This is a genomic window from Peribacillus sp. B-H-3, assembly GCF_048572925.1.
Lineage (GTDB): Bacteria > Bacillota > Bacilli > Bacillales > DSM-1321 > Peribacillus.
This window is the reverse complement of sequence record NZ_CP183879.1, coordinates 2208701-2232993: the sequence shown is the minus strand read 5'-3', so window position 1 is coordinate 2232993 and position 24293 is coordinate 2208701. Positions and strand designations below refer to the sequence as shown.

Here is a 24293-nt window from a genome sequence, read left to right as displayed (position 1 = left end):
GTGGATTGTTTTTAGTTAGATCCCTTGTAACAGGTTGTCCACCCTCGAAAAGCTTCTCCCATTTCTTCCTTTCTCGAATAGCTCGTTCCTGCATATCTAAATTCTGTTCTTCTGTACTCATACGACAATATCCAATAATCCTGTTCATCATTTAACCTCTTTCTATTTTCTCATACGTTTTATATACTTTATACAATAGAAGAGTTTATAGACAAATAAAACAAAAAAAGAGAGCATAAATGCTAATTTATACTCTCTCACCAAATAGTCTATAAAACGATGATTTAATAGACAGTTTTTATGCGTGTCTGCTGTTTCATTTCAAGACTCACAACATTAACTTCACATGTTATTATTAAAGAACCTAATTAATAGCTATGCAAGGAGTGATCGTATGAATGATAGTAAAGAGTATTGCCCTTACTGTAATGCTGCTTTACAAGGAGAACCTATTCCCAAAGAATTACAGAAGGCATATGGAACAAGTCATTTCACAAGAAAAATTGGAATCACAAGCGTTAAAGTGGATAGCATTCATAAATGGCAGTGTCCAGACTGTCAAAATAAGTGGGATAGGGTGTACCAATTAAAGTGAGTTTTTTCAAAATGCCAAAAGATAAGCCATAAATTTATTCTGATCTTAAGAATGCACAAAAAAAAACACCTAACTTAGTTTGGATGTCGAAGCATTTCCTTCACTAGTTCAACCGCATTTTCTTCAATTGGATGGTTTGTTCCAAGTTTTCCTTTGTTATTAGATATTCTTAAGTTATCGGTGCCGTTCCAAAAGGTCAATAGTGATTATGATACGCTCCATAATTGATTTTTACGCCTTATGTGACTATGCAAACCCTTATTCACCCGCTTCACAAAATACGTTGCAGAAATTGTACCTAATGAAACAACCAAGAGATCAGTGCCATACAACTCATTTCCCCATTTTTATCTCTTTCTAGTACCCCAATAGATACCATTTCATTTCCTAAAGCCGAGGCAAAACGATATTTCTTTTTATTCGCCTCGGTACTCTTATCAAAAACAAGCAGGAAAAAAAGGGTGTTTCTGATCATTTTTGCACCGCTAACATTCAACTCGGTTCGTTTTCGTATCGATGTAATTACACCGTTATGTGTGATTTGTGGAGGTAAATTGCCCCTACAGGCACTCAGAATCAATTTTAGGCACATCATTCTAAACCCGTGTACACAATTTCATTCACCAAACAAAAAAGCTCTAGCGACCATTTAAGGTGCTTCAGAGCCATCTGCTTCTATTTCCGTTTTCACGTAATCGACCAACATAGTAGATAGATCAATTTCATCTTTGTTATAGCTTAATTTACACTGCGCCAGCTTCTCATTTGTCTCTCTAACAATTAGTCTTACAATCTTGTTCATGAGATCTACTTCTTGTACTTGAAACGTTTCAAGAGTCTCTCGATCAATAGTTTCATCCGTATAATGTTTATGTACAAACCTATAAGCCACTGCCAGTTTCAATAATTCTTGTGAAGCAAAAGCACCTTTATCAATAATCATGTTGGACAGTTGTTCTTTATTAAACTCTGTAATAACATCTGAAAAATTCACTGTTTCTTTTCTAATAACGCCTTCTTCAAGATTCACTACGACCTTTTCTTTTGTTTTCTTTATTTCAATAAAAGGGAACTCATCAAAAGGTTTATCATCAAGACCCTTGAATCGTCGTATGAATTCAGATTGAGCCACAATTGAATACACTGGAATATAAAGTTCTTTCAACTGATCAAAAGCAAAATCCCGTTTAAATTTCTTTTCATTACTAAACCAATCAAACTTATCCTTCAAAACTTGAAATATGGTGTTAAAGACAACTGTAATGAAACCAGTTATTAAAGCCATATACACCAATTGTGAAAAACTTAATTTAGCCATACATAACCTCCAAGTAGACAATTATTATTCTTATTTAGTCAATTTCACTAGATTGTGAGTACAGTAGAGTTAACTCTGCAAATTTGAAGTGTACGTTTGAATCTTCTCATCATGGAACAGAGTGTCTCCACTGAGACACTTCATTCCAGACCTCGGAATAGAGTGTCGCTGAGATGACACTTCATTCCGCACAACTGGAACAGAGTGTCGCTGAGATGACACTTCGTGGTACTGTAATAAGAGAGACGAATTTAAAAAGAGACACGAATAGATAATAAGAGAGAGATGTTTGGCGCTCCCGAAGTTTAGGGAACATAAATCAACGATCGTGCTTACCTTCATTATAAATATTCACTTTCTAGCGGTTAGCTTCAAAGAATTCTTCAAACTCAAGTATAATCTCAGGGCAATAACGATTTATCATCAAAGATGAACACAAACTTACAATAGTTCTGCCAAGATAGCAAAAGGTATCATATCCAGAATGATGATACCTAAGTGGTGCAAGGAATTGTTTCTTTGTCTGTTCGTCAGTTACAATATTCTGGAGTGCTGAAAATCCATGGGTTTCTAATGAATAACCAGAATACAATAAAGGATGCGTGCCTTTAAATCTTGAAGCTAATTGAGTGAAACTACTTGCACTTCCAAAGAGGCTATACCACTTGGGAGGAAAATGTTTGTTGTTCCTTTCTAACTTTGCTTTTTCTTTATGCCATACTTTATTCACTGATTTCAATGGTTCTTTTGATAAAGAGGACTTGAATTTTACTATTTTTTCTTTCAGTTCCTCTATCGTGTATAAACCAGATATTTCGTCAGATTTAATAGCTTCTTTTGCCCATGCCAATTGTTCGTGCATGTAAGAAACATAGTATGCGTCTGCTCGATTTGCCAGTAAGTTCTCTTTTTCAAAAATGAATTGCATACCGACAGAAGTTTCGTACAATGTTCTAATTGTTGAGGTGGCTGCACTGTTTGAATCATGATCTAGAAGAATAAATAAGCCATCTGCTTGCTCTAATACCTTTCTATATAACGAGATAATGATAACATCATGATGTTTTAGATTTTCTTTACTAGCGGACAATTCTAGAATTTGTTGCCCAGCTTGTATAGCTTTACTCAATGAATTAAGGTTCGGATTCCCAGAAGCATCTTCGATATCTGTATTAAGAATTGCATCAAATAAACTCAAGCCTAATCCTCCTAATATGTAGTAATCTTGAATTCATTGCAAAAAGCGTTTCTGCCTATTACAGAAACGCACTTGTGTACTTTCCTATACACACATGGGTTCAAGATAGACACTTTATGGAGGCTAATTCCCACGCTAAGAAGAATTCTTCTACCGTTGAATACCTATCTTTTCTATCTTTCTCAACTGCCTTCAGTGCTACTTCGTAAAGTTCCTGACCTGCATCCCATTTTAAAATTGAATGGTCAAGTTCCCCGCCTAGCAATCCAAATGCGATTGCACCCATATTAAATACGTTAGTTCGTTCATCAATTTCAGCACCAAATTCAAACTCTTCGGGCGACATAAATCTGGAAGACCCCCATAATCTCCCCATAGTATTAATAAATGGTTTTTTCTTATAGAAATCAATATCACAAATCTTTGTTCGATTGTTCTCAAAATCATATAAAATACTACCATCATAAAAATCAATTGCTACATAATTTTGACTCCCCACATATACATGGAATTCTAAAATACATTTCAGTGATTCTAATCGATATTCAATAGGCAATTGTTTATATCGAAAAAATGGAGAATCGGGGTGTGTATATTTCTGGGGTGGAGGAAAAGACCAATGAGAATGAAGGCATTCCCCATCAAACCAATCAAACACTAGTGCATATCCTTCAGCAACTTGAAAATGGGTAACTAATGTTATCAAATGTTGATGCCTTAACTGTTCATATACAGGAATTGAATTCTTCAATCTTGCTACTGCATCAGCAGGCTCTCCCAAATACTCTAAAGTTTTTGCCCCCGCATACTTTACAAAACGTTTTACACCATCTTTTTCGATACCGAAACAGATATTTCCTGAGTCTTGTTCATCAAATACGCAAAACACTTTGCCAAGACTTCTAAGCCATTCAAAATCATGTTTTTCTTTTAGTTGAAATGAAACACTGTCTAAATTGATTACTTGCGTTCTAGCCATCTAAGACCTCCAATTATTATTCATCTAATTCATGAACCTTATTGAAGAATCCTCTTTTTTATCATTAGATTCTTTTCTTTCACAAACTTATTAAAATCACAGTATTATTAATTGCTGTGCAGCTGTGTCTTGAACTCTCCCCCTATGTTCAGACATTAGCTCCAAGATAAAAAAGGGGATAACTTTATCTGAGTCATCCCCTTTCTGCACTTATTCATAACACCCCTTGTTCAACTTAAGCACCCGTTCGTAATATAAGGTTAGCCAGATTTTTCTGGTTGACCTTTTTTCATATGGTCTTAATATAACGGTAGTCGGGGTAGAACGTCGCACCCGTGGGATTTAATCCCGTCAGCTAAACTGTTCACCCCCTACTTGTATAAGCATGTTTCAGGCTGGTTGGGACAACGATCCCGTTTAACAAGCGAACCTATGACATTACAAGAAGCCTTAGGGGATACCGACTAATATTGTATTTCTAGGAGGAGATAAAGTATGAATCCAGTCATTGGTCTGGACGTATCAAAAGGAGAAAGTCAGGTACAGGCATTTTTAGATAAGGGTAAACCATATCGTAAGAGCTTTAGTATTAAACACGATCTTGAAGGTTTAGGGAGTTTATTAGAATTCCTTCATGAGGTGGAGAGAGCAGCTGGCGGTTATCAACCTTCGGTTGTTTTAGAATCAACTGGGCACTACCATACTCCCGTTATTCAGTTTTTAGAGGAACAAAAATATGTTTTTATTATTGTTAATCCTCTTATCTCACACAGAGCTAAGAGCTCAAGCCTACGAAAGGTGAAAACAGATGCAATTGATGCTTATCACCTTTGTGAACTGTATTACAAAGAGGAGTTAGAGCCTTACAAGAAGCGTGGAATTCAACTCTTAAACCTTCGTAATCTAACAAGACAACAAGAGAGTATTGCAGAAATATCAGCGAAAACAAAGTTACAGCTGCATTCTCTGATCGATCAGGTATTTCCTGAGTATCGAGGGGTGTTTGGAAGCCTCTATTCAAAGGTATCGTTGCTTACTTTACTAGCATTCCCTACTTCAAAGGCAGTATTAAGTGTGAGTGATAAAGAGTTAACGGATAAAATAGCTTCATTATGTACAAGTCGTTCGGAGTCTTGGGCAAAGGAAAAGGCACAGAAGTTGCGAGAAGCAGCCCTTCGTAATCCTTTTCAAGACAATCTCTACCAAAGTCATATCTTTAACCTTGAGATCTTAGTTAAGATTGTTCTTCAATACCAAGAGCATCTATCCAAGATTGCGGATGAAATAGATGCTCTCGCTAAGGGAATTGAAGAATATGAGATCCTACAATCTATCCCTGGTATTGGAGAAAAAATCGCTGGAACGATTATTTCTGAAATCGGAGAGATAGATCGGTTTAATGATGCCAAGAAGTTAGTTGCATTCGCTGGAATAGATCCTAGTGTGTACTCTTCTGGAAAGTTTACTGCATCCGTAAATCGAATTACCAAACGTGGCTCATGTAGACTTCGCCATGCCCTGTATATGGCTGTTCAAAGTGGTATTCGGGATGCCCGTAAAAAGAAAACGACTGATGAAATCATTCCACGGAATAGAAGACTACGAGAGTTTTACGACAAGAAACGAGAAGAAGGAAAACCCTTCAGAGTAGCAATCATTGCCTGTGCAAATAAGCTCTTACATTGGATTTACGCATTATTAAAAAGTAGATCCACTTTCCAAGATATGTTTTAAAACCTATCTCTAACTAAATACGTCAAAACCTTCCAATAAGAGCATAAAGGAAGGTTATTTGGCATGAACATTTTTAGTATATCATGAGGTTATTAAACTTTTTATTGAAAAATGTTGACAAACTATTAGCTGGTTTACTTTAAGTACAATTCTTCACAATATTGCATTCAAAATAATAAAGTAGATTGATTTTTAATTAAGATAATAAGCCATTAATATGTCATCCCCATATGAACCATCTTCATATTTAATTTGATTTTTTTGTCTGCCTTCTTCTACAAAACCTAAACGCCTATATACTTTAATGGCTCTTTCATTGACTGAAACTACTCCTAAGCAAATCTTTTCTATACTTTTCTGTTTTTTAGCCCAACTAAAAAGAAATTCAATTAGTTTGGTACCAATACCTTGATTGGTATACTCTTCTCTAATCCCCATTCCCAATGACCCAGCGTGTTTTAAGCGTTCGTGTTCGTAACGGTTGAAGACCAGAAAGCCGACCACATTCCCTTCTACTTCAAAAACTATATAAAGATTGCTTTTCTCAAAACTTTTCCGTATTTTTTCTCTTTCCTTATTAACGTTACTCGGTATCTCATTTGGAGAAGATACAAAAAATTTGGATGTAGTTTTTGATAAAATAATTTCTTTTCTAATACCAATAATTGCTTCCGCATCAAATTCTTTCGCTAACCTTATCACTCAACCATCCCCTACCCTTTTTTTAAGTATACCAACGAAAGTACAAATGTGTTTCGTTAAGTGTACTTTTTCTTATTAAGCTAACCTGCCCGTTAGTGCCAATCGAGTAGAGGGAAAATAAGTCATTTATTTTCGCCCCTCTCACAACACCGTACGTACGGTTCGCGTATACGGCGTTTCAATTTATATCACAGTGTGTACTTTTAGATAATGTTCTAAAGCAGAGGGGACTCCCCTCTGCTTTAGTCTTTTGTTTGAGATTGCTCTTTGGACGACTTTTGATAATCCTATGAATCGGTAACCTTTTCGACAGTATGTTAATCCTTTCGCTTCTTCCTCCGGAATCCCTAGTTGAATAAGCGATTTGATTTGTTTCTTCGTTACTTTCCATTGCTTCCAGATGATGACCCTAATTCTAGAGCGAAGCTTTTGGTCTATTCGTTCAGTCACCTTTTTCATGTTTGCCACTCTGAAGTAGTTTACCCATCCAAGTATCACTTGTTTCAGTTTCAATATTCGGTAGTCTAGTGAAACACTCCAGCTCCGTTTTGTCAGTCGTCGAAGCTTCCTTTGAAACTTCTGTACCGAACTTGGATGAGGTTTCGCTTGATATCTCTTGTTAGTAATGTCGTAGTAATAGCCAAATCCTAAGAATTTTAATTCTTTTGGACGTGAGATTCTACTCTTCTCTACGTTGACTATAAGACCTAATTCCTCTTCAATAAATCTCACAATTGAGTTCATTATTCGGTTCGCTGCTTTTTCACTTTTCACAAAGATAAGGGCATCATCAGCGTATCTCACGAACCTCAGTCCTCTTATCTCTAGTTCCTTATCGAGTTCATTTAACATAATATTACTCAATAGTGGACTGAGGTTTCCTCCTTGCGGAGTACCGACAGGTGTGTCTTCATATTTTCCATTCACCATGACTCCACTGACTAAGTATTTTCTGATTAGCGAGATGACATCTCCGTCTTTTATTGTGTTGGAGATAATTCGCATGAGTTTATCGTGATGGACGGTATCGAAGAATCTTTCAAGGTCAATGTCGACTACCCAATCTTGACCGTCATTCAGAAATTCCAGGCTTTTCATTATCGCCATCTCACAACTTCTTTTTGGTCTGAAACCGTAACTGAATTCGCTGAACTGTTCTTCAAATATCGGGCTGAGAACTTGATGAATGGCTTGTTGAACGACTCTGTCCACTACTGTTGGTATTCCCAATTTGCGCATCTTTCCGTTTTCTTTTGGGATTTCCACTCTTAAGGCAGCTTGTGGTTGGTATTTTCTTGTTCTGATGCGCTGACGCAGTTCATCCTTATTCTCTTTCAGATATTGCTTTAGTTCGTCGACTGTCACTCCATCGATCCCACTTGTACCTTTATTTTTATAGACACGTAAGTAGGCTTCATTCATATTTTGATTTCTTAGAATCTGTTCTAAAAGTTCCACACTCGTTTCTCCTTCCCTCTCACGTAGTAAGTGATAGCTCCCTCTTGGTTATCCTTTGAGATACGCTCATACTTTTACCATTAACACATTCGGAGTTTTCGTCACTCACGCATTCGTGGTGTTGAAACACTATAAATTGTTCAGCCCTTCATGAAATAATTTCACTACTATGGCTTCTGCTGACTTCTTGCGACTAACCTTTTTCGACTGTACTTCTGTACATCCGCAAGACCTCCCAGGGTAAGACAACTATCTTTCCTCTTTTACTCGCCTGATTTACTCTACAAAGTTACGCACATCTTTTGGACTTTAACTTGCTTAGGAGTCTAATCCCTTTATAGAGCCTTAGTATCAGATTTCTGTTCGTCGAGTCAAGATTTTATTCCACGCTTCCTCCAGCCCTTACCTCACGATAAGTACCTTGCGCTTCCTTAGTGGTTGGTCGATGTGTACCCCCACAGTGGACTTTCACCACCTAGATAGTTGCCATGCCTGGCACACTAAGAAAAAGGTTGCTTAAGCAACCTCCCTTATTGAAGTGAAGCACCCGTTCGTAATATAAGGTTAGCCAGATTTTTCTGGTTGACCTTTTTTCATATGGTCTTAATATAACGGTAGTCGGGGTAGAACGTCGCACCCGTGGGATTTAATCCCGTCAGCTAAACTGTTCACCCCCTACTTGTATAAGCATGTTTCAGGCTGGTTGGGACAACGATCCCGTTTAACAAGCGAACCTATGACATTACAAGAAGCCTTAGGGGATACCGACTAATATTGTATTTCTAGGAGGAGATAAAGTATGAATCCAGTCATTGGTCTGGACGTATCAAAAGGAGAAAGTCAGGTACAGGCATTTTTAGATAAGGGTAAACCATATCGTAAGAGCTTTAGTATTAAACACGATCTTGAAGGTTTAGGGAGTTTATTAGAATTCCTTCATGAGGTGGAGAGAGCAGCTGGCGGTTATCAACCTTCGGTTGTTTTAGAATCAACTGGGCACTACCATACTCCCGTTATTCAGTTTTTAGAGGAACAAAAATATGTTTTTATTATTGTTAATCCTCTTATCTCACACAGAGCTAAGAGCTCAAGCCTACGAAAGGTGAAAACAGATGCAATTGATGCTTATCACCTTTGTGAACTGTATTACAAAGAGGAGTTAGAGCCTTACAAGAAGCGTGGAATTCAACTCTTAAACCTTCGTAATCTAACAAGACAACAAGAGAGTATTGCAGAAATATCAGCGAAAACAAAGTTACAGCTGCATTCTCTGATCGATCAGGTATTTCCTGAGTATCGAGGGGTGTTTGGAAGCCTCTATTCAAAGGTATCGTTGCTTACTTTACTAGCATTCCCTACTTCAAAGGCAGTATTAAGTGTGAGTGATAAAGAGTTAACGGATAAAATAGCTTCATTATGTACAAGTCGTTCGGAGTCTTGGGCAAAGGAAAAGGCACAGAAGTTGCGAGAAGCAGCCCTTCGTAATCCTTTTCAAGACAATCTCTACCAAAGTCATATCTTTAACCTTGAGATCTTAGTTAAGATTGTTCTTCAATACCAAGAGCATCTATCCAAGATTGCGGATGAAATAGATGCTCTCGCTAAGGGAATTGAAGAATATGAGATCCTACAATCTATCCCTGGTATTGGAGAAAAAATCGCTGGAACGATTATTTCTGAAATCGGAGAGATAGATCGGTTTAATGATGCCAAGAAGTTAGTTGCATTCGCTGGAATAGATCCTAGTGTGTACTCTTCTGGAAAGTTTACTGCATCCGTAAATCGAATTACCAAACGTGGCTCATGTAGACTTCGCCATGCCCTGTATATGGCTGTTCAAAGTGGTATTCGGGATGCCCGTAAAAAGAAAACGACTGATGAAATCATTCCACGGAATAGAAGACTACGAGAGTTTTACGACAAGAAACGAGAAGAAGGAAAACCCTTCAGAGTAGCAATCATTGCCTGTGCAAATAAGCTCTTACATTGGATTTACGCATTATTAAAAAGTAGATCCACTTTCCAAGATATGTTTTAAAACCTATCTCTAACTAAATACGTCAAAACCTTCCAATAAGAGCATAAAGGAAGGTTATTTGGCATGAACATTTTTAGTATATCATGAGGTTATTAAACTTTTTATTGAAAAATGTTGACAAACTATTAGCTGGTTTACTTTAAGTACAATTCTTCACAATATTGCATTCAAAATAATAAAGTAGATTGATTTTTAATTAAGATAATAAGCCATTAATATGTCATCCCCATATGAACCATCTTCATATTTAATTTGATTTTTTTGTCTGCCTTCTTCTACAAAACCTAAACGCCTATATACTTTAATGGCTCTTTCATTGACTGAAACTACTCCTAAGCAAATCTTTTCTATACTTTTCTGTTTTTTAGCCCAACTAAAAAGAAATTCAATTAGTTTGGTACCAATACCTTGATTGGTATACTCTTCTCTAATCCCCATTCCCAATGACCCAGCGTGTTTTAAGCGTTCGTGTTCGTAACGGTTGAAGACCAGAAAGCCGACCACATTCCCTTCTACTTCAAAAACTATATAAAGATTGCTTTTCTCAAAACTTTTCCGTATTTTTTCTCTTTCCTTATTAACGTTACTCGGTATCTCATTTGGAGAAGATACAAAAAATTTGGATGTAGTTTTTGATAAAATAATTTCTTTTCTAATACCAATAATTGCTTCCGCATCAAATTCTTTCGCTAACCTTATCACTCAACCATCCCCTACCCTTTTTTTAAGTATACCAACGAAAGTACAAATGTGTTTCGTTAAGTGTACTTTTTCTTATTAAGCTAACCTGCCCGTTAGTGCCAATCGAGTAGAGGGAAAATAAGTCATTTATTTTCGCCCCTCTCACAACACCGTACGTACGGTTCGCGTATACGGCGTTTCAATTTATATCACAGTGTGTACTTTTAGATAATGTTCTAAAGCAGAGGGGACTCCCCTCTGCTTTAGTCTTTTGTTTGAGATTGCTCTTTGGACGACTTTTGATAATCCTATGAATCGGTAACCTTTTCGACAGTATGTTAATCCTTTCGCTTCTTCCTCCGGAATCCCTAGTTGAATAAGCGATTTGATTTGTTTCTTCGTTACTTTCCATTGCTTCCAGATGATGACCCTAATTCTAGAGCGAAGCTTTTGGTCTATTCGTTCAGTCACCTTTTTCATGTTTGCCACTCTGAAGTAGTTTACCCATCCAAGTATCACTTGTTTCAGTTTCAATATTCGGTAGTCTAGTGAAACACTCCAGCTCCGTTTTGTCAGTCGTCGAAGCTTCCTTTGAAACTTCTGTACCGAACTTGGATGAGGTTTCGCTTGATATCTCTTGTTAGTAATGTCGTAGTAATAGCCAAATCCTAAGAATTTTAATTCTTTTGGACGTGAGATTCTACTCTTCTCTACGTTGACTATAAGACCTAATTCCTCTTCAATAAATCTCACAATTGAGTTCATTATTCGGTTCGCTGCTTTTTCACTTTTCACAAAGATAAGGGCATCATCAGCGTATCTCACGAACCTCAGTCCTCTTATCTCTAGTTCCTTATCGAGTTCATTTAACATAATATTACTCAATAGTGGACTGAGGTTTCCTCCTTGCGGAGTACCGACAGGTGTGTCTTCATATTTTCCATTCACCATGACTCCACTGACTAAGTATTTTCTGATTAGCGAGATGACATCTCCGTCTTTTATTGTGTTGGAGATAATTCGCATGAGTTTATCGTGATGGACGGTATCGAAGAATCTTTCAAGGTCAATGTCGACTACCCAATCTTGACCGTCATTCAGAAATTCCAGGCTTTTCATTATCGCCATCTCACAACTTCTTTTTGGTCTGAAACCGTAACTGAATTCGCTGAACTGTTCTTCAAATATCGGGCTGAGAACTTGATGAATGGCTTGTTGAACGACTCTGTCCACTACTGTTGGTATTCCCAATTTGCGCATCTTTCCGTTTTCTTTTGGGATTTCCACTCTTAAGGCAGCTTGTGGTTGGTATTTTCTTGTTCTGATGCGCTGACGCAGTTCATCCTTATTCTCTTTCAGATATTGCTTTAGTTCGTCGACTGTCACTCCATCGATCCCACTTGTACCTTTATTTTTATAGACACGTAAGTAGGCTTCATTCATATTTTGATTTCTTAGAATCTGTTCTAAAAGTTCCACACTCGTTTCTCCTTCCCTCTCACGTAGTAAGTGATAGCTCCCTCTTGGTTATCCTTTGAGATACGCTCATACTTTTACCATTAACACATTCGGAGTTTTCGTCACTCACGCATTCGTGGTGTTGAAACACTATAAATTGTTCAGCCCTTCATGAAATAATTTCACTACTATGGCTTCTGCTGACTTCTTGCGACTAACCTTTTTCGACTGTACTTCTGTACATCCGCAAGACCTCCCAGGGTAAGACAACTATCTTTCCTCTTTTACTCGCCTGATTTACTCTACAAAGTTACGCACATCTTTTGGACTTTAACTTGCTTAGGAGTCTAATCCCTTTATAGAGCCTTAGTATCAGATTTCTGTTCGTCGAGTCAAGATTTTATTCCACGCTTCCTCCAGCCCTTACCTCACGATAAGTACCTTGCGCTTCCTTAGTGGTTGGTCGATGTGTACCCCCACAGTGGACTTTCACCACCTAGATAGTTGCCATGCCTGGCACACTAAGAAAAAGGTTGCTTAAGCAACCTCCCTTATTGAAGTGAAGCACCCGTTCGTAATATAAGGTTAGCCAGATTTTTCTGGTTGACCTTTTTTCATATGGTCTTAATATAACGGTAGTCGGGGTAGAACGTCGCACCCGTGGGATTTAATCCCGTCAGCTAAACTGTTCACCCCCTACTTGTATAAGCATGTTTCAGGCTGGTTGGGACAACGATCCCGTTTAACAAGCGAACCTATGACATTACAAGAAGCCTTAGGGGATACCGACTAATATTGTATTTCTAGGAGGAGATAAAGTATGAATCCAGTCATTGGTCTGGACGTATCAAAAGGAGAAAGTCAGGTACAGGCATTTTTAGATAAGGGTAAACCATATCGTAAGAGCTTTAGTATTAAACACGATCTTGAAGGTTTAGGGAGTTTATTAGAATTCCTTCATGAGGTGGAGAGAGCAGCTGGCGGTTATCAACCTTCGGTTGTTTTAGAATCAACTGGGCACTACCATACTCCCGTTATTCAGTTTTTAGAGGAACAAAAATATGTTTTTATTATTGTTAATCCTCTTATCTCACACAGAGCTAAGAGCTCAAGCCTACGAAAGGTGAAAACAGATGCAATTGATGCTTATCACCTTTGTGAACTGTATTACAAAGAGGAGTTAGAGCCTTACAAGAAGCGTGGAATTCAACTCTTAAACCTTCGTAATCTAACAAGACAACAAGAGAGTATTGCAGAAATATCAGCGAAAACAAAGTTACAGCTGCATTCTCTGATCGATCAGGTATTTCCTGAGTATCGAGGGGTGTTTGGAAGCCTCTATTCAAAGGTATCGTTGCTTACTTTACTAGCATTCCCTACTTCAAAGGCAGTATTAAGTGTGAGTGATAAAGAGTTAACGGATAAAATAGCTTCATTATGTACAAGTCGTTCGGAGTCTTGGGCAAAGGAAAAGGCACAGAAGTTGCGAGAAGCAGCCCTTCGTAATCCTTTTCAAGACAATCTCTACCAAAGTCATATCTTTAACCTTGAGATCTTAGTTAAGATTGTTCTTCAATACCAAGAGCATCTATCCAAGATTGCGGATGAAATAGATGCTCTCGCTAAGGGAATTGAAGAATATGAGATCCTACAATCTATCCCTGGTATTGGAGAAAAAATCGCTGGAACGATTATTTCTGAAATCGGAGAGATAGATCGGTTTAATGATGCCAAGAAGTTAGTTGCATTCGCTGGAATAGATCCTAGTGTGTACTCTTCTGGAAAGTTTACTGCATCCGTAAATCGAATTACCAAACGTGGCTCATGTAGACTTCGCCATGCCCTGTATATGGCTGTTCAAAGTGGTATTCGGGATGCCCGTAAAAAGAAAACGACTGATGAAATCATTCCACGGAATAGAAGACTACGAGAGTTTTACGACAAGAAACGAGAAGAAGGAAAACCCTTCAGAGTAGCAATCATTGCCTGTGCAAATAAGCTCTTACATTGGATTTACGCATTATTAAAAAGTAGATCCACTTTCCAAGATATGTTTTAAAACCTATCTCTAACTAAATACGTCAAAACCTTCCAATAAGAGCATAAAGGAAGGTTATTTGGCATGAACATTTTTAGTATATCATGAGGTTATTAAACTTTTTATTGAAAAATGTTGACAAACTATTAGCTGGTTTAGTTGAACAAGACCGATAGGATTAACGCCTTTTAAAAATCTGATAAACACCTTCCTTCTTTACGAGAAAAACATCTTTATCTTCTTTAGAAGCATAAATAACCGTACCTTCATCCAAATAGTTAGACACAAAATCTTCTTTTAGGCGAGACTCTGTTGGCGGAACTTTCTTTTCTATCTTCCCAATTTCTTTGTCTATCGTATAGCTTTCTTGACTTTCATTTTCTACTGCATCGTAGTAATTCCCATTTATTCTCATCGTTGCGGCATAGGATTCAGATTCAGTTCTTGGAGAGCAGCCTGAAGACAATAATATAAAAGCTAAAAATCCAACTAAAATGTATTTCAATATTTTTACCCCCTTCATTTTGATACATATTGTAAGAATATAGATTAGACGAATATAGTTAAATAATATGACACCTCTTATTAAATAAAACTGCCCCGTTTGTTCATTAAGAACATTCATTACAGGAATGCTGCTCCTTTAGTTCAATAAAAAGGCTACCGATTTGGGCAGCCAGTTCTTAAATATAATCAAGCAAACGTTTCTTTTATTTCAATCTTAAAGTTCGGTTTGAAGGTAATTTCTACAATCATTAAAAACCTTTCTCTATCATCATCTAAAAATAACCGTATAGAAGATTCATCCTTTTTATCGGTAAGTATTTCGATTTTACTTACCGTTTGAAAATTATATCTTCCAATAACCATACTTCCCTCTTGTACTAATAACCCAAATTGATTATAAAACGGGCAAACGATAACCTCATATTTATGCTGATTAACCTTGAACCTGAAGGTTGATTCATTATATTCGAACAGTTCATCATCATCTTTCTTTACTGGAAGACATTCAAATAGAGAAATGAAATCAATTTCAGAAGGATAAGACTCCATAATAAAACCTTCTTTCATAAAGAAATGCACATACATTACTCACCTTCTACAAAGGAGAATGAAAATCCTTCTTTAACTAAACTGCCCCGTTAGCACAATAACAAAAAAAGGAACGCTGCAGCAATCCTCTTTCTTCAACTCTTGCCCCCGTTAGTGGAATACCAAAAACTACCTAACATATTGAAGAATTACCTGATATAATGCTATACAAAGTCCTAAAATACACGCTTTCATTTTAGATGGTTGGTTTCTTTTATTGCGATACAAGTATAAGAAAACTAATATAAAGCCCAACGGAATCCATAGCTGAAAGACACCTTCTTTTGTATGGCGAGAAAAAATTGGAGCAATGTAAGTGCTTATTAGAAAGTAAAAGAAAATCGTAAAACGTCTTGTTTCTAATTGCTTGCTCCACTTTACTAAAAAGAAAATAATAATTATTGCTATAATCGTAATGTGTAAAGGGGGTAGCACAATAGCAAAGTTCCCAAATTTGAATTCCATTCTGAATTTTCCTCCTTTTTTAGAGCGTATCACCATTTATAGTAAAATTTGGAGTGTTTTTATTTGAAGTCATATCTTCCTCGGTAAATATCATTTAACCATATTCCCTTTCCACTATCCTGCCCCGTTAGTGCCATAAGAAAAAGGCTGCCGCAGCAACCCCTGTTAATGAACTAAAGCACCCGTTTGTTTAAGTACATTTGTTCACAAAGTTTACTTGGAAATATAAAAAAGCTACCAACAGCAGCTGCTGATTACTTAGCTTACAACCGTAACTATTAAGCGTATTCTTCATTCAAAATTGAAAATATCTTTGTATCCCGAAACTCACCTTTAATAAATTCATTTTTTCTTAAGGTACCTTCGAAACACATTCCAACCTTCAACATTACTTTTTCAGAACCAATATTATCAATATCACATCTGCCTTGAATTCGATTCAGTTGAATTTTTTCAAAACCAAATTTAATTAGTTCTTGAAGAGCTTCAGTTGCAAGCCCTTTACCCCAGTAATTTTGATTTAATACATAACCTATTTCTGCGTTACTATGTTCATTAGACCAATCAATAAAAGAACAAGTACCGATTACTTTTCCACTTTCTTTTAAAACTATTGCTAAGTCCCCAGATTCGCCTTTCTCATAATTTTTCATGACTACATTAATAAAATTATTGAGTGTTTCCTCTTTTGATTTATTAACCTCCCATGTCATATGATGTGCCACTTTTGGGTCTGATGAGAACTCGAATATATCATCAAGGTCGTTTAAATTTACCTTTCTCAATACAAGACGGGCTGTTTCGAAAACAGGCATTTGTTTTAAAAATTCTTCTATTTTCATATCTTCCCACCCTTAAAAAAATACCGCTTTTATTTTATTTCGATTCTCTGTTTTCATTTTCCTTCTTCAACTATCCTTCCCCGTTAGTGCCATAAGAAAAAGGCTGCTTAAGCAACCTCTCTTATTGAAGTAGTCGAGTAGAAGGGAACCTCTCTACCTTACGGTAGATTGTGTTCCTCCCCCCTCACAGAACCGTGCTTGCGCTATTTACGCACACGGCTCCTCCAAATCATCATTCACAAAAGGTTAATTTTTGCTATCCTTAATAGTTTAGTTTACATTTATAATTTCTACCTCAGTGTGTAGTAAATGTGTCCCTAGTAAGGGTGATAACTTGGTAGCAGCCTTTCCTCCATCGGCATTACCCAACTTCATTGGTACTACGCTGCTATCCGACCCCCTACAACGGCATTTGGTTTCCTTGCTTATTATCACTTGTACACCATACTCTTCTATAAGAAGAGACCGGTAGGGTCTCCCGAGTTGCCATATCATATCAATGTCTGACGTGCCAAGGTCTCTGACTCCAGAGAGGTTTTATCCTTCTTGCCTTTAACGACGGATAAAATGTAGCTTTCTGCTGTGCTTAAGGCATCAGCCCTCTCGATTTACTAACATTATGGAGCTCAATCCCTTCAACCATATGGCTTTCGGCCCGCCATCTAACTGTCTACGCTTAAAGGCTAATGTTGCCAGTAGCCCTCCAAGACTCGCTACGAGTGAATGGCTAGTTCTTTCTCGACGGGAATCCCACCCGCTATATGATACGACCTAGGCTCGGCCGCACAAGCACCCGTTTGTTTAAGTACAATATTTCACAAACTTACTATCAGAAGTTAAAAAAGAATAGCATAAGCTGTTCTTGCCCTTACTAAGTCATCAAATGATAAATAAAATGATTACCTTTATAATGGCTTTTTTAAAATAAATCTAGGGAGAAATCCGTAATCCAATTCAGCTTGAAAATATGCTAATTTTCCAGGTATAAAGGATATAATTGAAGCCGCTTGATACCAAATTAATTGTTCTATTGCAGTCGATGTAGGCAGCTCTTTCCCATCAAAACTAGAATTACGAGACATTACATAGCAGCTATTACCGGCTCCTTGCTTTTTCATTATTTTTTCTATATCATCTGGGTCTGAATTTGGTTTGGGAATTTCAATCATAAGTTCCTTGCGAAAAGTAACTAGATAATTGTGGTTCAATCTATTTAATGCATTATCTCGTTTTTTAGGGGACGTTAATTCGAATAGCACTCTTTGTTGTATTCTTTTTTCAAAGAAAGATTTAACAATGATTTCTTCTATTTCTTTGTTCATTTATCCAACCACCCCTCTCTAAAATTTATATTTTTCAATCTTCCACTAAACTGCCCCGTTAGCTTAAGTACATTCTTTCACGATATATATAGCTTATTATAACAATTAATAATAGACGAGTTTTATTAATGGCATGGCATAATTGGTTATTTTCCAATTCTCAACTGGTGCTGTTTATACTTTTCTCGTTTTGCATCATCTGGGACGTGTGGCTGAGGGTACACAGGGTCTATCCCCCATTTGAAGCGTGCAAAAGTGTGGAAAATACGCCTCCCTATCTTCAACATAAAAAAAAGAGACTCCTTGGATGGTGGAGTCTCTTATAAACTAAAGTTATCTAGTTCATTATCTGTCTCTTCTTTATTGATGCCGATATACGTTAGTGTAATCTTTGGGTGTGAATGCACATGAGTGATGTGATTATAGAAAAAAGTTGCCCATCCCGATACACCAAATATTGAAGCTATAATCGCTATTATTAACTTAGCATCCAAAAAGTTATCCCCTTTGTGTGATTTTCCTTGTTTTCTCGGCTTTTTCAAACATCATAATTCTTTTTATGTATTAGTTTACATTCGTCTCGAAAACAGTAAGATAAATCCTATTCAACTGAATGAAGGTTAGACTTATTTCAATTCAGCTAACACTCTAACTTCATTAGAATATTATTGATACAGTCAGTCACCTAATAGACTTCAATATGCTGATTATTTGAGTCGTGTCGAACAATTATCGATCGTGTGTGTGTGGATGAGTGTGGTTTCAGTATTACCCAACATATAAACTCCACAACAGGCTTACGTAACGACCTTAGATTTGACACAAATAAAACGCCATCACGAGCAATAATGAGCGACAATAGGCATGTATGGAGAGTATATACAACACGGTAGCGGTAGAGTGTTGTAATTGTAAGTAATATCGACTGTGAAAGAATGTACTTAAGCAAACGGAGCAGTTTAGTTGTGCGAAATGTTTATAGCTTAAATTTGAGAATGGTCACATTACTCAGGTAAAGGTTAGACAGTTCCTTTCGGAACTGCAGGATTATATCGAAGAATCAAATAATCCATAAATCAGTAGTATCTGTTTTAATGACTAGTCCCTGTTGCGCACGGAGGCTTTCTATCATCTTTACAGTGAGTTCATCTAATTTAATAACGTCATATAGTATCTTCTTTTTGTAATCACTTACCGTTCCTCCCCATTATCATGTCCATAATCTCGTCATCTGTTTGTAGTGTATTTGTTGATATACCTAAGTTACCCCAACAATTTGAACAAAGACCTTTATACTTGATGTCTTCGACATCACTTATTTCCTTGCTACATTCCTTACAGTAATTATTGTCGTCCTTCCCTGCAAGGAAGGTATTTGTTCTTATAGTAAACTTATCTATACCCATCTTCTTCACTCCCCTCAATTCTAATTAGACTACTCCTATCTACCCTGCTGTTTGCAATCATCTACTGATTTCAACCTATTTCTACCATTCCCATTATAATCCATATGTACGATTTTATCCAATTATGTCAGTTTCTGCTATTATATCCCTCTTAATCTAGCTATAATGAAGGCGTTCAATACAATGCTAGAAAGGGATGGTGTATGAATCTTAAATAGAGAATTATCAGTGTCTTATCGGTCATTGCTTTGTTTTCGGACTATCGCCAAAAAAACATTTCCATTTATTCCTTTTCTGTATTAAAATTGAAAAATAAGGAGATAGAATTATGAAAAAATTCTTCATTTCTTTTATGATTGTCGTGTTAGCTTTTACTTTATGTGCTAAAAGCTCTTTTGCGTACAGTGAACGTAATTACAAGGATAAAAAAGGAACATATACGGTAGTAACTTATTCAAGCAGTGACTTAAAAGCAAAAATTAAACGTACTAAACACAGTATTAATTATTACAGTAGCCATACAAGCACTTTAATGGAATTGATAGCAGATTCAATAATAAGTTTTAAAGCCCCTGTTACAGGATTCTTTTTAGGATTTACTCATATATATGCACATGACGTAATGGTATCTGATTTAAAGAAAAAGAAATCTGATTACGCAAAATTATTAAAAGTAGCCAATTCTGGTAAACATGGAGTAAAAGTTAAAAGATATTACTTGAGAACTTATCAGACTGGTTTAGGTATGGTAGAAGATTATTACGGCAAGCAGATCGTTTATAAATATTAGAAAGGAGAAAACACCTTGAGAAATAAAACCCAAAAAACATTAGAATTTATTATTTTAGTTTTGAGTTTAGCGTTTGGTCTTTTTTTAAAAGACTATACTTATCTTATTATCGGAATAGTTTTATTTGCTGGCATAAGATTGTTTTACTACACTAAAAAAAAAGAACAAAAGAGCATAGTTAATGATTAAGAAGGGTCACAGGCTATTTGTTAGCCTGTGATTTTTTGTTACTTATAAATTCAGTGATAAAGAAAATCGCTATTCCTACGAGAAGGATAGTCAATGAATTGTGAATAAACTCTTTGTCATAAAGTTCGCATACGCCTTTAATGAAGAGAACTAATCCCCAGAATACAAAAGTTGCGAAATGACCATTGGCTACGGCTTTTCTATTGTAATTCCCCTTTTTCTTAAAAAACATGTTACTCCATCCTTACTTATTAAAACATGGGTTTTATTTACCTTTTTGAAAAATCTTTTCAGCTTGCCTCTACATATTCTACAATAGATAGTGTATGCAATTGAAATGTTTTCTGAGATTAATAAAGGTGATACACGCAAAGGATACAACCCTTAGATAAAAGTAAATTGATTTAATTACCTTTATTATACAGTTTTAAACTACCAATATAAATGAACACTAACCTAAATTTCATTATGTCTATTTCGAAGCGCTATATTTATTAGTTTGTAAAAGGACTTCTAGTATTTCGCTCCTATCCATTCAATTCTCCGATTCAAAGGGCAATAAGACTAGTCCCAGCATGTGACTATAATTAGACCCTTAGTATTAATTTAACTATTGATAAGGATTTAGTTCATGTGCCTTTTGCTTTATTACTTCACGTTGTTCGTCTGATAATTCTTGATCGCCAATTTTTAATAAGGTTTGTTTCATAAACCACTCATCAGAATCAAGTTGTCTAATAACTGTATGTCTATCGCACCATCTAGAATATACGTTATGGTCACGTACTTCGTCTGTATTCTTTTTAAATTGCCGCAATGTCAATTTGTATAACAGTTTGGCACTAAATAAGGTTGTAAAATAGGACGAAGCTGTTTTTTCATTTATGTTTGCATAGTGAGTAATATTCTCTATTGTTTCTGTTGAGTACTTGTCACCCTGACTTCCAATCAATGCTCTCGAAACAGTCATCAGATATAGCGATAACATATTAGTTAAATTGTGATTGGATTCAATTGTAAATAGTTTAACTGCATCTTCTATATAGACTGTTGTATACTTGAATCCGTAGTTAATTAACTCTTTGTCTATTTCATCATCATGAAATCTATTTACAAAGTCCTCGTTATAAACATCTTCATCATTAAAATTTACGAAGAACATTGTACTTCCTTTTAATTCTGTTGGTCTTATTTCTTTTGTCAAAGCAAAATCTAAATACATGCTAATAACATTTAGTTCGACAAGCTCTTTAAGTCCTTTCTTAAAAACCCTTTGGTTTTCGGTACGCTGCTGATAACCGACCATACCCAACAATCCGTGAATGCTTGTTTGTTGATATAGCCGAGTTTGATTTATGTTACGTCCCATCGCTAAAGACGTATAAATGATCTTGCTAATGTTTGAAATCCCATTATTACGAACAATTGCGTTCGGAATCATGATATATGGTTTATTTGTATTCTTTGTTGACAATTTATTATCTTCTTTCTCATGACACAGTTTCACTATAGATAATAGCAGTCATGTAATTCCCCCCTTTCATTTTAAATTCCAAAGACTCAAATTAGATGCGTCCCCCTCGGGGGGCGTATCATATCTCTCTTTAATCTAGTTTTTCTATTTAATGTTTTTCTTTATAACACCCCTATTCTGTGTAGGTTTTCAAGCACAATTTTCCTAGTTAACGAATATGTGTGTGCTTTTTTATACACAGATTTTTATATCTCTAAAATCCATGTACCTATACATACACATAAATTTTCTTATTGAACCTATCATATGCTCAATTCTCATGTAATCCTCGTATCAAACTATTGTCTATGGTTACTCCTTCTTAGCCAAAACAATAAATTTTCTCGTGATGCTGCAGGCAATGTTTATTCTACTTAACATTTGTTTTTTCTGATGATGAGTTTTTGCTTATCGAAATCCACCTTACAAATTAAGAGGTATCTTTATTTTTACCAATCAGAAATTGGGCTATTTTCGTTCTCGTCTCGAAATTTTTTCAACATCGTAATGTGTTTGTTTAGGAGCTATATCTCTTTTCCGATACATGAAAGGAACTATTTTATTTAACTATTTTTAATTTAGGTGGATTCTGCTTAATCTCACTTACTTCTCCGAATTCATCAAAGCTAACAGACATTGTTGGAATCATATCTATTCCTATTTGTTTGTCCATTTCTTTTGCTAATGTTGGGTTAGCGTCTCTCACCTTAAAAATATGCTTAGTCATGGAATCACGCAGATAATAATTTGAGTCATCTTCTATTCCTTCTACAAATACCGCATTTTCAAAATCCTCAATACTCACTTTTTCTGGCAAACTATTAATAACTTCTAATGTTTCCTTTTCTTTTCTAATGTTTATCAAGCTGAGAAAATCATTTAAATCCATAATAGGATCATATAAAAACATTTGTTCAATTAATGTATAGTAATCCAATATTTCAAACTTGAACGATGTTATTGTTAATAAATCCTCTCTTATCACGTCAATGTATGGAAAAATTTCTTTAACTACCATTGCATGCTGATGTTGCTGCAAATCATTATTTAATTCTTTCAAGCAAGAGAGCAAATGTCTGGAATACTTCTTATGCTCATATAGTTGACGATATAATTCTTTATGAAGTTTATGATACCGTTTAATCCATACAAAGATATTGTATTTTGAGTAGTGATCAACAAAATCAATTTCGTTAATGATTCCGTCAATGATTCTTCGTTCTTCCTCAGAAACTGTATTTTTCCCTTGTTTCATTGAATCAATACCATTACATATAAAACTACTAATATAGATCTTTGATTTTTGGTGAAGTTTTAACTCAAAAGTAAGCAGTTCTTGATAAGCAAATTTATAGAAACTAAAAGAGTTCTGAATGTGATTGTATGCTATTTGTTTTATGTTTTCATATTGTTGCTTAAGTTCAAAGATTGATCTAGTATTTGTCATTAGTAACATCCTCCAAATTAATTCCAATCCTATTGTTTAGTTTTTCCTTCTTCTTAGAATCATTTATTGTACTAAAATTTGATGAATCAGTTTTTTATTTTTTTTCATGGTTATCATTCGAAATTCTTATACAAATTTTTCATATTTATCTTATTGCTTCCGCTTCTAATACCACTCATCTCCCCCCAATTTGATTATTAATACTTCCATACCTATTTACTAACTGAATTCATTGTAGCACTTATATAATACAATGTAAATTAATATTGTAAAATTTTTTATTTACAATATTACACTTTCAAACCCAATTGCAGTATGTTATTATTTACATATACTTCATTTCATTTTGAAGGAGGGTAAAAATGAGTATTAATAATATCGGAAGAGACATAAAAGCATTACGAACCAAAAGGGGAATTGGATCTAGAGAGTTATCACGTTTGATTGGAAAGGCTGAAACATATATTTCACAATTAGAAAGGGGATTAATTAAGAAGCTAGACTATAATACCGCTTACGATATAATGAAGCATTTAGGATTTACAGAGAGTGGGATTGATGAATTTTTAGACAGCTTTTATCAGATTAAATCCCCAGAAAGGATAGAATCTGAATCAGAGGAAGTAGCTAACTGGGATGAAAAGAGAGCGGCTGAAATTGAAGAAATGTTGATTCAGGGACATGAAGAGATGGATACTGATCAAGAATATCCTAACGCCAAATCAAAAAATGGTAAGATAAACTTAGAAAGTCAATGGATGATGGATCTATATGAGAAGATGGAAGAAAAAAATGAAGAAATAAAAAAAGAACTTTCGTTTAATATAAACAAAAACATGCAGATCTTTGAACCTGTTATTGATAACCTATATAGCTTCTTAACATCAATGAGGGAAGATAGAGGTAATTTCGAATTCTTTGTTGGATTATTTGAAAATGATCTGAGTGTGCTAAAAGATGAAAGTAAAGGTGAAATTTTGAGAGCAGTGAAGGAAGAAATGGACAAGATGCATTCAAAATGAAAT

General features: G+C 35.7%; 24 protein-coding genes. 7 read left to right on the top strand and 17 right to left on the bottom strand.

Going from position 1 to position 24293, the window contains the following annotated elements; translation table 11 throughout:
- The first annotated feature begins 394 nt into the window (after positions 1–394).
- Entirely contained in the window at positions 395–595 is a 201-nt protein-coding gene (locus tag ACN6MY_RS11020) for a hypothetical protein (protein ID WP_419883957.1), read from the top strand.
- A gap of 649 nt (positions 596–1244) precedes the next feature.
- On the opposite strand, the gene ACN6MY_RS11015 is transcribed toward ACN6MY_RS11020, so the two are convergent.
- The 3 genes from ACN6MY_RS11015 to ACN6MY_RS11005 all read right to left on the bottom strand — a co-directional run bounded on the left by ACN6MY_RS11015 (position 1245) and on the right by ACN6MY_RS11005 (position 4090).
- Complete coding sequence (locus ACN6MY_RS11015; RefSeq protein ID WP_419883956.1) at positions 1245–1913, bottom strand: hypothetical protein; 669 nt, start codon at positions 1911–1913, stop codon at positions 1245–1247.
- Positions 1914–2271: 358 nt separating this feature from the next.
- On the bottom strand, positions 2272–3111 hold the full coding sequence (locus tag ACN6MY_RS11010; RefSeq protein ID WP_419883955.1) for a DUF5677 domain-containing protein: 840 nt from the start codon (positions 3109–3111) through the stop codon (positions 2272–2274).
- Positions 3112–3211: 100 nt separating this feature from the next.
- Positions 3212–4090: a serine/threonine protein kinase gene (locus ACN6MY_RS11005; protein WP_419883954.1), complete on the bottom strand. Its 879-nt coding sequence runs from the start codon at positions 4088–4090 to the stop codon at positions 3212–3214.
- Positions 4091–4585: 495 nt separating this feature from the next.
- Here ACN6MY_RS11005 and ACN6MY_RS11000 point away from each other — a divergent pair, with 495 nt between their 5' ends.
- Positions 4586–5824 (top strand): IS110 family transposase, encoded by a 1239-nt coding sequence (locus ACN6MY_RS11000; RefSeq protein WP_419880509.1) that lies wholly within the window; start codon positions 4586–4588, stop codon positions 5822–5824.
- A gap of 192 nt (positions 5825–6016) precedes the next feature.
- On the opposite strand, the gene ACN6MY_RS10995 is transcribed toward ACN6MY_RS11000, so the two are convergent.
- Both ACN6MY_RS10995 and ltrA (ACN6MY_RS10990) read right to left on the bottom strand, forming a co-directional pair.
- The gene (locus tag ACN6MY_RS10995) at positions 6017–6526 is read right to left on the bottom strand and encodes an N-acetyltransferase family protein (RefSeq protein WP_419883953.1); all 510 of its coding nucleotides are present in this window, start codon (positions 6524–6526) and stop codon (positions 6017–6019) included.
- A 183-nt stretch (positions 6527–6709) separates the two neighbouring features.
- Entirely contained in the window at positions 6710–7984 is a 1275-nt protein-coding gene (gene ltrA, locus ACN6MY_RS10990) for a group II intron reverse transcriptase/maturase (RefSeq protein WP_419883952.1), read from the bottom strand.
- Positions 7985–8783: 799 nt separating this feature from the next.
- Here ltrA (ACN6MY_RS10990) and ACN6MY_RS10985 point away from each other — a divergent pair.
- Positions 8784–10022, top strand: a complete 1239-nt coding sequence (locus ACN6MY_RS10985) for an IS110 family transposase (protein WP_419880509.1) — start codon at positions 8784–8786, stop codon at positions 10020–10022.
- 192 nt (positions 10023–10214) lie between these two features.
- Here ACN6MY_RS10985 and ACN6MY_RS10980 read toward each other — a convergent pair whose 3' ends face one another.
- Positions 10215–10724 (bottom strand): N-acetyltransferase family protein, encoded by a 510-nt coding sequence (locus tag ACN6MY_RS10980; RefSeq protein ID WP_419883953.1) that lies wholly within the window; start codon positions 10722–10724, stop codon positions 10215–10217.
- Between the two features lie 183 nt (positions 10725–10907).
- Positions 10908–12182, bottom strand: a complete 1275-nt coding sequence (gene ltrA, locus ACN6MY_RS10975) for a group II intron reverse transcriptase/maturase (protein WP_419883952.1) — start codon at positions 12180–12182, stop codon at positions 10908–10910.
- Between the two features lie 799 nt (positions 12183–12981).
- Here ltrA (ACN6MY_RS10975) and ACN6MY_RS10970 point away from each other — a divergent pair.
- Positions 12982–14220 (top strand): IS110 family transposase, encoded by a 1239-nt coding sequence (locus tag ACN6MY_RS10970; RefSeq protein WP_419880509.1) that lies wholly within the window; start codon positions 12982–12984, stop codon positions 14218–14220.
- A gap of 157 nt (positions 14221–14377) precedes the next feature.
- On the opposite strand, the gene ACN6MY_RS10965 is transcribed toward ACN6MY_RS10970, so the two are convergent.
- The 7 genes from ACN6MY_RS10965 to ACN6MY_RS10935 form a co-directional block, all read right to left on the bottom strand.
- On the bottom strand, positions 14378–14704 hold the full coding sequence (locus tag ACN6MY_RS10965) for a hypothetical protein (RefSeq protein ID WP_419883951.1): 327 nt from the start codon (positions 14702–14704) through the stop codon (positions 14378–14380).
- A 188-nt stretch (positions 14705–14892) separates the two neighbouring features.
- Complete coding sequence (locus tag ACN6MY_RS10960; RefSeq protein WP_419883950.1) at positions 14893–15255, bottom strand: hypothetical protein; 363 nt, start codon at positions 15253–15255, stop codon at positions 14893–14895.
- A 168-nt stretch (positions 15256–15423) separates the two neighbouring features.
- Positions 15424–15759, bottom strand: a complete 336-nt coding sequence (locus tag ACN6MY_RS10955) for a hypothetical protein (RefSeq protein WP_419883949.1) — start codon at positions 15757–15759, stop codon at positions 15424–15426.
- A 278-nt stretch (positions 15760–16037) separates the two neighbouring features.
- The gene (locus ACN6MY_RS10950) at positions 16038–16601 is read right to left on the bottom strand and encodes a GNAT family N-acetyltransferase (RefSeq protein ID WP_419883948.1); all 564 of its coding nucleotides are present in this window, start codon (positions 16599–16601) and stop codon (positions 16038–16040) included.
- A 905-nt stretch (positions 16602–17506) separates the two neighbouring features.
- Positions 17507–17923: a hypothetical protein gene (locus ACN6MY_RS10945; protein WP_419883947.1), complete on the bottom strand. Its 417-nt coding sequence runs from the start codon at positions 17921–17923 to the stop codon at positions 17507–17509.
- A gap of 320 nt (positions 17924–18243) precedes the next feature.
- Positions 18244–18417: a hypothetical protein gene (locus ACN6MY_RS10940; protein ID WP_419883946.1), complete on the bottom strand. Its 174-nt coding sequence runs from the start codon at positions 18415–18417 to the stop codon at positions 18244–18246.
- Positions 18418–19110: 693 nt separating this feature from the next.
- Positions 19111–19329: a hypothetical protein gene (locus ACN6MY_RS10935; RefSeq protein ID WP_419883945.1), complete on the bottom strand. Its 219-nt coding sequence runs from the start codon at positions 19327–19329 to the stop codon at positions 19111–19113.
- Positions 19330–19657: 328 nt separating this feature from the next.
- Between ACN6MY_RS10935 and ACN6MY_RS10930 the strand changes: the two genes are divergently transcribed.
- On the top strand, positions 19658–20119 hold the full coding sequence (locus ACN6MY_RS10930) for a hypothetical protein (RefSeq protein WP_419883944.1): 462 nt from the start codon (positions 19658–19660) through the stop codon (positions 20117–20119).
- A 15-nt stretch (positions 20120–20134) separates the two neighbouring features.
- Positions 20135–20308 (top strand): hypothetical protein, encoded by a 174-nt coding sequence (locus ACN6MY_RS10925; protein WP_419883943.1) that lies wholly within the window; start codon positions 20135–20137, stop codon positions 20306–20308.
- 13 nt (positions 20309–20321) lie between these two features.
- On the opposite strand, the gene ACN6MY_RS10920 is transcribed toward ACN6MY_RS10925, so the two are convergent.
- From ACN6MY_RS10920 to ACN6MY_RS10910, 3 genes are all read right to left on the bottom strand, one after another.
- Positions 20322–20540, bottom strand: coding sequence for a hypothetical protein (locus ACN6MY_RS10920; protein ID WP_419883942.1), 219 nt, complete (start codon positions 20538–20540; stop codon positions 20322–20324).
- Positions 20541–20918: 378 nt separating this feature from the next.
- Positions 20919–21782 carry a hypothetical protein gene (locus ACN6MY_RS10915; RefSeq protein WP_419883941.1) on the bottom strand — a complete coding sequence of 288 codons (864 nt, stop codon included), beginning with the start codon at positions 21780–21782 and terminating at the stop codon, positions 20919–20921.
- Positions 21783–22380: 598 nt separating this feature from the next.
- On the bottom strand, positions 22381–23268 hold the full coding sequence (locus ACN6MY_RS10910) for a hypothetical protein (RefSeq protein WP_419883940.1): 888 nt from the start codon (positions 23266–23268) through the stop codon (positions 22381–22383).
- A 362-nt stretch (positions 23269–23630) separates the two neighbouring features.
- Between ACN6MY_RS10910 and ACN6MY_RS10905 the strand changes: the two genes are divergently transcribed.
- On the top strand, positions 23631–24290 hold the full coding sequence (locus ACN6MY_RS10905) for a helix-turn-helix domain-containing protein (protein ID WP_419883939.1): 660 nt from the start codon (positions 23631–23633) through the stop codon (positions 24288–24290).
- Positions 24291–24293 lie beyond the last annotated feature (3 nt).